At 62.9% G+C, this 8783-nt stretch carries 10 protein-coding genes and 1 tRNA gene; 4 read left to right on the top strand and 7 right to left on the bottom strand.

The window, feature by feature from the left end:
• Positions 1–738 precede the first annotated feature (738 nt).
• Both EB084_13800 and EB084_13795 read left to right on the top strand, forming a co-directional pair.
• Positions 739–1266 carry a prepilin-type N-terminal cleavage/methylation domain-containing protein gene (locus EB084_13800; GenBank protein NDD29331.1) on the top strand — a complete coding sequence of 176 codons (528 nt, stop codon included), beginning with the start codon at positions 739–741 and terminating at the stop codon, positions 1264–1266.
• On the top strand, positions 1263–1868 hold the full coding sequence (locus tag EB084_13795) for a hypothetical protein (GenBank protein NDD29330.1): 606 nt from the start codon (positions 1263–1265) through the stop codon (positions 1866–1868). The genes EB084_13800 and EB084_13795 overlap by 4 nt, the downstream gene beginning before the upstream one ends.
• 241 nt (positions 1869–2109) lie before the next feature.
• On the opposite strand, the gene EB084_13790 is transcribed toward EB084_13795, so the two are convergent.
• From EB084_13790 to EB084_13775, 4 genes are all read right to left on the bottom strand, one after another.
• Complete coding sequence (locus EB084_13790) at positions 2110–2517, bottom strand: response regulator (GenBank protein ID NDD29329.1); 408 nt, start codon at positions 2515–2517, stop codon at positions 2110–2112.
• Positions 2518–2636: 119 nt separating this feature from the next.
• A complete protein-coding gene (locus tag EB084_13785) occupies positions 2637–3545 on the bottom strand; it encodes an MBL fold metallo-hydrolase (GenBank protein ID NDD29328.1) in 909 nt (302 codons plus the stop codon).
• A gap of 77 nt (positions 3546–3622) precedes the next feature.
• A tRNA-Leu gene (locus tag EB084_13780) sits at positions 3623–3709 on the bottom strand.
• 61 nt (positions 3710–3770) lie between these two features.
• Complete coding sequence (locus tag EB084_13775; GenBank protein ID NDD29327.1) at positions 3771–4604, bottom strand: peptidoglycan endopeptidase; 834 nt, start codon at positions 4602–4604, stop codon at positions 3771–3773.
• A gap of 280 nt (positions 4605–4884) precedes the next feature.
• Between EB084_13775 and EB084_13770 the strand changes: the two genes are divergently transcribed.
• On the top strand, positions 4885–5319 hold the full coding sequence (locus tag EB084_13770; protein ID NDD29326.1) for a hypothetical protein: 435 nt from the start codon (positions 4885–4887) through the stop codon (positions 5317–5319).
• On the opposite strand, the gene EB084_13765 is transcribed toward EB084_13770, so the two are convergent.
• Positions 5312–6139: a hypothetical protein gene (locus EB084_13765; protein ID NDD29325.1), complete on the bottom strand. Its 828-nt coding sequence runs from the start codon at positions 6137–6139 to the stop codon at positions 5312–5314. The genes EB084_13770 and EB084_13765 overlap by 8 nt on opposite strands.
• A 200-nt stretch (positions 6140–6339) precedes the next feature.
• On the opposite strand from EB084_13765, the gene EB084_13760 reads away from it, so the two are divergent.
• A complete protein-coding gene (locus EB084_13760; protein ID NDD29324.1) occupies positions 6340–6840 on the top strand; it encodes a zinc ribbon domain-containing protein in 501 nt (166 codons plus the stop codon).
• Positions 6841–6951: 111 nt separating this feature from the next.
• On the opposite strand, the gene EB084_13755 is transcribed toward EB084_13760, so the two are convergent.
• Positions 6952–7668: a hypothetical protein gene (locus tag EB084_13755; protein NDD29323.1), complete on the bottom strand. Its 717-nt coding sequence runs from the start codon at positions 7666–7668 to the stop codon at positions 6952–6954.
• Between the two features lie 230 nt (positions 7669–7898).
• Positions 7899–8453 carry a hypothetical protein gene (locus EB084_13750; protein NDD29322.1) on the bottom strand — a complete coding sequence of 185 codons (555 nt, stop codon included), beginning with the start codon at positions 8451–8453 and terminating at the stop codon, positions 7899–7901.
• Positions 8454–8783 lie beyond the last annotated feature (330 nt).

Below are 8783 nucleotides of genomic sequence, written 5' to 3'. Positions count from 1 at the left end.
TCGGCACGGTGTACCTGCTCTCGACTGGCACGTCCAACGGCCTGTCACGCAAGACCCGTGCCCTGGTGAGCATCGGGGGAAACACGGTGTACCGCTACGCTGCATACGCCAGGTCATCCATCGGTATGTCGTCGAACGCCAGCACCGACTCGTACAACGCGAGCATCGGCGCCTACAACACGTCGACCAACCTCTCGTCGAACGGGTCGCTGGGCACCGAAGGGCGGCTCACCCTCGACAGCAACACGGTGGTGCACGGCAACACGTCAGCCGCAAGCTATACGCTCAACGGCTCGGCCCAGATCACCGGAACCCAGGGCGGTGCGCCCAACCTGTCACTGCCCACCATCGATTTCAGCGGGCCCCAGACCTCGAACAACAACGGCACTGGGTGGACCATCTCAGGCCTGTCCTACAACAGCTCCACGAAGGCGCTCACGGGAAGGGGCACCATCACGTTCACCCAGGGCGGCACCTACTACTTCAGCTCGGTGAACGTCGACAGCAACTCAAACCTCGTCGTCTCATCGAGCGTAACCAGCCCAGTGAAGATCTACGTCTTGAACAACTACACCACATCGTCGAACTTCGCGATGAACAACCAGACCCAGAAGCCCAAGAACCTGCAGTTCATGGTGGGGGGAACCATGGTCGTCGACAGCAACTCGACCTTCTACGGCACCATGTATGCCCCAAATGGCAACATCACGTTCAGCAGCAATACCGTGATCTACGGCTCTGTCGTCTCTGGCGGCGCACTTTCAATCGACTCGAATCAGGCCCTTCACTACGACGTATCCCTCGCCACCGATCCGTCGATGGGGGGCTCGAGCACGCCCACCGTGGTCATGTGGGAGCGTGAGTGACGTGACGTTGCGCAGGCCCTCAAGAGGTTTCAGCGTGATCGAGGTGCTCATCGCCACGGCGGTCTTCTCCATCGCGTTCCTCGCCCTCATGGGCATCATGCCCACCACCCAGCGCTCCTCGCGTCAGGCGCAGTACCAGGTTCTGGCCAACCACGTGGGCGAGATGCAGATGGAGCAAGCGCTCTACACACCCTTCGACAGCCTCGTGAGCACCTCGCCCACGAGCCAGGTCATCACCACCACAACGGCAGGCGTAAGCCAGTCGTGGGTGTTTCAGTGGCAGCTCACCGTAACGCCCAACATCAATGGCAACGCAAACCTCAAGGACGTGCGCTGTCGTGTGACGTGGACCGATGATCGGTACCGCTATCTCGATCTCGAGACCATGGTGTGGAAATGAACGTTCGTCGGCTGCAACAGAAGCGGGGCTTCACCCTGCTCGAGCTCACCGTGTACGGCGTGCTGCTGGGGGTGATGACCACCGCGCTCTATCTCTTGCTGCGCACCACCCTGATGTTCGTGCTCGTCTCCCAGAACACCGCCGATCTCCAGGCCTCAGCCCAGAAGACGGCCGCGGTCATCGGCAACGAGATCTCCCTCGCCCACCACGGGACGAGCTATCTCTCGGTGGGCAGCGGCTACGTCATCTTTCTCTCGCCCCGCGACAACACCGGGCACATCACCTGGGACAACTTCGGAAACACGTTCTGGCGGCGATGGGTGTGCTACTACTACGACGCGGCCAACGGCAACCTGCGACGGGCCGAGATCCCCTTCACGGCCACCACCAGCGCCCCCACGTGCACCTACACGCTGAGCACGTTCCTGGCACAGTCGGGTTCAGGGCAGCTCATCGCCGAGAAGATGCCCATCGCGGGTCTCACGGCGTCTGTGAACAGCGCAGGCAACATCGTGACGTTCACCGCGAAGTTCGCGGCGAGCGTGCGCACGGCCAGCGACTACACGCTGCAGGTGGTCGACCAGATCTACCTGCGCAACTGAGGTCGTTCACGCGAACGAAGACGGGTCTGACAAAGAGACCGCCCACCGATGGCAGGCATCGAGGTGGGGAGGCGGCGAGGCCGCCCCTTGGGTTGCGGAGAAGTCTTGGCGGGAATGGGAGCGAGTCGAACACTCCTGTGGTGTTAGCCACACATCGGTTTTGAAGACCGTGAGAGCCACCGGGCCCCATCCACTCCCACGGGGTGGTTCGCGCGACGAGGAACCGCGTCCTCCCCGCGGTTCAGCCCACCGATTCGTCGCGCGGCTCAGCCCGCATGATCCAGGTGCGCACCCGCGCGCGCAGGTGCGCCAGGCTGAAGGGCTTGGTGATGTAGTCCTGCGCGCCTCCCTCGAAGCCTTGAACGATATCGCGCTCGCTGCTGCGGCTTGTGAGCATGATGACCGGCGCGTGACGGGTCAGCGGATCGCCTCGCAACAAGCGGCAGGTCTCGAAGCCGTTCTGCCTGGGCATCTCGACATCGAGAACCACCAGGTCGGGGCGTTCGACGCGAGCAAGCTCGAAGGCCTCGACCCCGTCGTGTGCCAGCACGATGTCATATTCGTCTGGCATGAGGGCCATTCGAATGAGGTTGAGGAGCGCGTCATCATCATCTGCGATGAGCACCTTGAGCGTCGGCTTGTTGCTCACGAGTGTCTCACCTGAACAACCGGAGGCATCACGAGACCTGAATTCGCGTTCGTTTCAAAAGTCCTCTCCCCCCGTCGTCTCCCCGCGAACTCGACGTTCGATGGGCCTTCCGTCCCGATTCAGAGCGTGATCTCGTGCCCTTCCGCGGCGCCGACGACCACCAGGGAAGACCCTCTCCGAGCCGCGCGTGCGTTGCTGTCGGTCACCATGGCGTCGATCTTCTCATCCGGATGAATCGGCTCGTGGTGGAACAGCGCAAGCTTGCGCACGCGGGCGATCATCGAGAGATCTGTGGCGAACTCGGCGCTGCTGTGCCCCCACCCGATCTTGTTGGCGTATTCTTCCTCGGTGTACATGGCGTCGTGGATGACCAGATCGGCCCCCTCGACGAACCGGGCATAGCGGCGGTCCTCGTCGTGCACGATGGCGGCGAAGGCTTCCTCGATGTCGTTGGTCTCAAACGCACGGTCGCGTGAGTCGTGTCGAAGGAAGAGGCGGGCGTTGGGCTCGATGTCGGTGCAGTAGCACAGCACCTTGCCATCGGCCTCGAAGCGATACCCCAGGCAGAGCGACGTGTGATTGAGATACTGAACGCGAACGCGCACCTCCTCGATCTCGAACTCGCACTCGCCCAGCTCACTGAAGCGGATCTTCGATTCCATGCGATCGAGCGTGACAGGAAAGTACTGGTACTCCATCTGTCCGGAGAGCACGTCTGCAAGCTTCTTGTTGATCTGACGCGCCGCATAGATATCGAAGCGATGGTCCGGCATGAACGCCGGTCCGAAGAAGGGAAATCCCTGGATGTGATCCCAGTGCGTATGACTGAGAACGATGTGACCCCGAATCGGCTTGCCCTGGGAGAGCAGATGCCCGCCCAGTTCGCGCATGCCAGTGCCACAGTCGAGAATCACCAGGGTATCTCGATCGGTGCGCATCTCGACGCACGATGTGTTCCCGCCATAGCGCAGCGTCTGCACCCCTGGCGTCGGTATCGACCCTCGCGTTCCCCAGAAGCGCACCTTCATGATGGCGTGGCCCTATCTGCCTTCTTCTGCCAGAGAAACAAAAAAGAGCAGCCCTCGAGTGAGAGAACGCTCTTGGATGGTGCGGAAGGAGAGACTCGAACTCTCACGCCCTCGCGGGCACTGGACCCTGAACCCAGCGCGTCTGCCAATTCCACCACTTCCGCAAATGTTCACTGAATGTAGCACAGGCCCGATGGGTTGTCAACACGACCCACGGCCGAGACCTCAGAAGAAGCGACGTGCACCGAGGTAGCGCTTCTTGAAGTAGGCATCGTCGAGGCTGCTGATGGTCACGCCCTTTCGGCTGGACGCGTGGATGAAGTAGTTTCCGCCCAGGTAGATTCCCACGTGCGACGGCCCCGGCAGGTATGTGCTGAAGAACACCAGGTCGCCGGGCAGCGGATCGCTCGTGGGCTTGCCCTGATAGTACTGCTCGTCGGCCAGGCGCTTGATGTTTACGCCCACAAGCCGATAGATGCGCATGGTGAACCCGGAGCAGTCGAGACCGGTGGCACTGGTGCCGCCCCAGACGTAGGGAACGCCGATCATCTTCCGAGACAGCGCCATGATCTGGTTGACCATCAGGCCTCGGCGAGAGGAGAGCTCGAAGCGATGCTCTCCAGACGTGGTGGCCATGGCGAGCTCACGCGTCTTCTGCTCGTTGACCACCGCGATGTTCTCGAAGTCGGCGTCGTTGCCTCCTAGAAGAGGCGTTGGTGCCGGTCCGGGAGCCGACAGGGCAGGAAGGGCGTTGATGACGACGCTGCGAGGCGGCCCTTCTTCCTCGTCATCGTGGGCGACGCCACCATCGGCGTCGGGAACGATCAGGATCTGCCCGACCTTCAGGTCCTGGGTCGGTCGCACATCAGGGTTCGCGCGCACCAGGCGGTCGACCGAGACACCGTTCTTCTGGGCGATGCGCGCCAGGGTGTCTTTCGGACGAACCGAGTAGAGGGTGACCGACCAGGCGGGGGGCACGCTGAAGCCGTAGAGGATAAGCAGAGAGAGCGTGAGTGAGATGCCCCGACGAAGATTCGAACCGAGTCGCCTGTGATGCATGGCCGCCTCCAGCGCGTCTACCGCTCATTGAGCTCGAGGGGGGGACTGCCGGGACAAGGCGGCGGAACACTCAACCCTCAGCCAGATTGAATTCGCTTCAACAGATCGGATTCCTTCCTGGCAAGAATCCGATGCGAAACCGTCATTTCGCGCGGCCGAGCACGCTCGCTTGACGGCGATTCTTCAGGGTACGCCCCGATCGCGACCTGCTCCTCCCTCATCTGCCGGAACGAGGAGAACAGGGCGCGACAGAGAAGAGGGCTCTCACCCTGGAGGTAGCGTGCAACCCCCTCCCAAGCTCACGACGCATCTCGTGCAGATCGAGCAGGCCGCTCGTGAAGTCGCCCTCGGCCAGCTGAGCATCAACGAGTTCGGGGCTCTTATCACGCGCCTGCGGCAGCTGTTCAAGCAGAAGCTCGACGACGTGCGCGAGATGCTTGCCCACGAGGTGCCCGCCGACTTCCTGCCCGAGATCGCCGACGAGATGGAGATCGGCCAGCGCGGCATCGAGATCTACATGCAGGCCACCGACGCGCTGCTCGAATACATCCACACCCGACAGATCGACTCGCTGCAACGCGGGATAGAGCTCGCGCGCGACGCCAACGATCTGGTCAACCAGGCCCTCGTGAGGAATTGGCAGACCTACGACACCTACCAGCAGGCGGCTGACGAGTACGTCAAGCAGATCCAGTCCGGGCGAGCCCCTATTTGATGAAGTGGTTCATGGGCTCGAACAAGGTGTCGGGAAGGTTCTCATTGATTCCCACCCCCTTGTAGGTGAGCGCCTTGCGAAGCGTGCCGCCTTCGTAGACCTCGAGCTTGAAGGGGAAGAAGCGGCCGTCCTTCAGCTGGCGGATGTCCTTGTACACGATGCGCTTCACCACATCGGGCTCACCCGGTCGACTCGAGGGGATGGCCACCTCCTGCGCCAGAGGCACCCAGCGCGACCGATCGATCCAGACGGTGACAGAAGCCTTCGGGTTGGACGGATCGGCGATGCGCACGACCTCGGCCGGGGTTCCGAATGTCTTGTCAGCCCGGCTCACCAGCGTGTACTGCTTGCTGGCATCCTGCGGGTAGACCTGGAGATGGAACGGCAGCAGCGATGAGGGAGACGGTTCGTCTGCCCCCTTCTTGGTCGGGTACTCCCCCGTGGAGACGAACATCCAGCGGTTCACCCCGTCCCGGATGATGGTGAACTCACGCCCATCCATCGGCGCGCCGGGGTCGATGATGATGGTCTGCACGTGAAGCTTGTTGGGGCGCTTGAAGAATATCTTGTCTTTTGAGGCCAGGCGCAGATTGCCGTTGGGCTCATTCGGATTGATGAGCTCGCTGGCTTCGAGCTCGACGATGAGTGTCTGAATGGGCATCTGGCCCGAGACCAGGTAGAGGTGATCGACCAGCTGGCGCGCCGTGGCGTCGGTGGTGGGGCGCTGGGCGAGGGCCGGAGACAAGGCCAGCAGCGAGAACAGCGTCACGGCGCTGATGAGGCGAACAAGACATCGGGGCATGCGCATCGACTCCCACATTCAATCTCGATCGAACAGCCGAAGCCTCCACGCCGTGGAGACCGTGCCCTGCCCGCGGCGCTGCCGGGGTGAGCGAAGACAACAGATATTCGGTTGCACGTGCACCGAAACCCTCTGCTCCTCGCGAGGGCAGGAGCGGCGAGACGAAACACGGAACCTTCCTCTGTCGCGACAGACCAGAGAAGGGAGAGACCCGTGCCGTGATCTGCATGAAATGCGGTCATCTGAATGCCGGTGGGGCGAACTACTGCCAGCGCTGCAACACGGTGCTCCCAAAGGTCGCCCAGACGGCCGAAGCGTTCGCGCATCAGACAGTGAACGAGCGATACCTCCAGCTCAAGGATGCTGGAGACAAGGTGCTTGGCGGCGAGTGGACAAAAGAGCAGTACGCCAGCTTCCTCGATCACATCGGTCGCGTGCTTGCCCGCAAGGAGCAGGAGATACGCGACATCGAGATTCCCAGCGAGGCATATGAAGACTTCCGGGCCGAGCTCGAGCTCGGGTTCCAGGGCATCGAGATGTACAACCGCGGCATTGCGACCATGCGCCTGTATCTCGCAGACAAGAACCCGGCGCATGTGCACGAGGGGCTCGAGCTCATCCTCGACGGAAACGAGGCCATCAACGAAGCGATGCGCCTGAACCGCGAGAACCGACGCAAGATGGAAGACGCCTTCATCGACAGCTCGACCATGATCTGAGCCTCAGGCGTGCGGCCTGTGCCGCAAGAAGGGCCTGACAGCCCAGTTCTCCGGCAGAACGAAAAGAGCCGGCCCGCGCGGGTCGGCTCTTTGTTTCAGGTGGGTCGAAAGCTACCCGCGCAGAACCTGGGACCAGGCGTCCATCGCCTTGTTCATGACCTGCTGGCGGTTCGCCATCGTGTCTTGCAGGATCTGGAAGATGGAGGTGTTCAGGTCCTGGAAGATCTTCCACATCTCCATGAACGCCTTCTGGCGGTCGGCAGCCATCTGCATGTAGATGGTCTGAGCGTTCTGTGCGTCTTGCTGTGCCATCTGCGCATTCTGCGCAGCCTGGGTCTGAGAACCGGCGGGGGGCGGAACCGAGCCCGGGACGCCGCCGCCCGGAGGAGGTGCGCCAAACGGGGTGCCATACGGGGGAACTCCCCCTCCAAAGGGAGGCGCTCCGCCGCCCGCGGCTGCTGGGGCCTCAGGACGAGGTTGGGCCTGGGGCTGGGGCTGGGGGCCGGCGGCAGCAACAGGCGTGTCGCCAGCCTTCGCTTCAGGGGCTGCCTCGCCAGGGGCTGCGTCACCAGCGCGAACATTGCCGCTGGCCATTGCCGTGCGCGCGGCCGCGAGGCGCTGCGCGTTGCCCGCAAGGTTCTGGGTGGCACCGGTGTGCGCTCCAGCGCTCTGTCCGAGCTCGACCTGGTCGCCCGTGTCGGGGGTGCCGTCGGCCGAAGCCGCCTTCGAGAGATCCTTGCGCCGGACCGTGTCGCGCTGGGCACCCAGCATCTGCGCATTGGTCTCGTAGGTTCGCTGATCAACGCCGCCGCCGCGAATCTCGTTCATGGAGCCCGTCCTCCTGTTACCCCGCCTGCTGCCGTGCTCACGTGCACGGCGCCAGAAACTGCCACTCGGGGTTCTATGTCGTGCTATGGTTCATTATAGGCGCACGTTGCGACGGGGTAAAGAACTTTTTGTAAACACGATGTGAACATCCCCCCCGCCCTACGGGAGAAGCGCGCCCTCCGCATCCGAACGCAGGCGTGAAGAGAGAGGGCTGCGGCCAGCCCCTCCCGTCAGGCGAACATGACCCGGTTCCACTTGTCGCGCAGATCAGCCATGACCTTCTGGCGCCGGATCAGCACCTCCTCGAAGATGCGGAACATCTCGGTCTGAACCTCGGCCTTGATGGCTGCGATGCGTGCGGCGGTGAGGGCGCGATCAGCCGCCATGCGGGCCCGTATCTCTCGGGCCCGCAGCGCATCGCTGAGACGCTCCTCGTCGTCGCGCGCACGCGCCTCGTCGTCGATGGGCACCGGTGCGGCCGAAACAGTGACGCGCGCGGCCGGCAGGGGCGCTATCGCGTCTGCCTCGACGAGACGACCATGTGCACGGCGCTCAACCGGCGAAGGAGCACCCGCGGGCCACCCCCCCGTGTGAGACGCCAGTCTGGGAAGGAGCACCTCCTCCCCGGAGTCAGATCGGCTCGATGGAATCAACGACGGGGGCCTGGAACGATGAAAGACGTGGTCGATGGCCGCGACAGACGAGACGGTGCCCTGTGAGAGGGCGGCAGCGGGGGTCAAGGTGCGACGGGCAGACAAGCGGTGAGACTCTTGCAGTGCGTGCATGGGCGTTTCCTTTCGGCTCGAGATGCAGCCCACTGTACGCCGACGACTTTGCCGTTCTGTTTCGTTTCGGTGAACACCGTCTTGCAGCGATATGAACTTGTATCGATTCTCGAGCGCCTGCCGCCCTCGGCGGAGAGCGTTCCCCTTCCCGGCCCGCCGCCCAGAACGCAAGAGCGACAGGCCAGGCGGCCTGCCGCTCCGCGTGTTCCGCGGGCAGCTGTGCTACGCGCGGATGTACTCATCCCACTTCTTGAACGCCTTGTCCTGGGTCTGGGCCTTGTTCGCCGTCACATCCTGCTGGATCTCGAAGATCTTGGTCTGGGTGTCCTG

It is taken from the genome of Pseudomonadota bacterium (assembly GCA_010028905.1).
Taxonomy (GTDB): domain Bacteria; phylum Vulcanimicrobiota; class Xenobia; order RGZZ01; family RGZZ01; genus RGZZ01.
The sequence above is the reverse complement of the archived record's forward strand: the minus strand, read 5'-3'. Positions and strand labels throughout refer to the sequence as shown.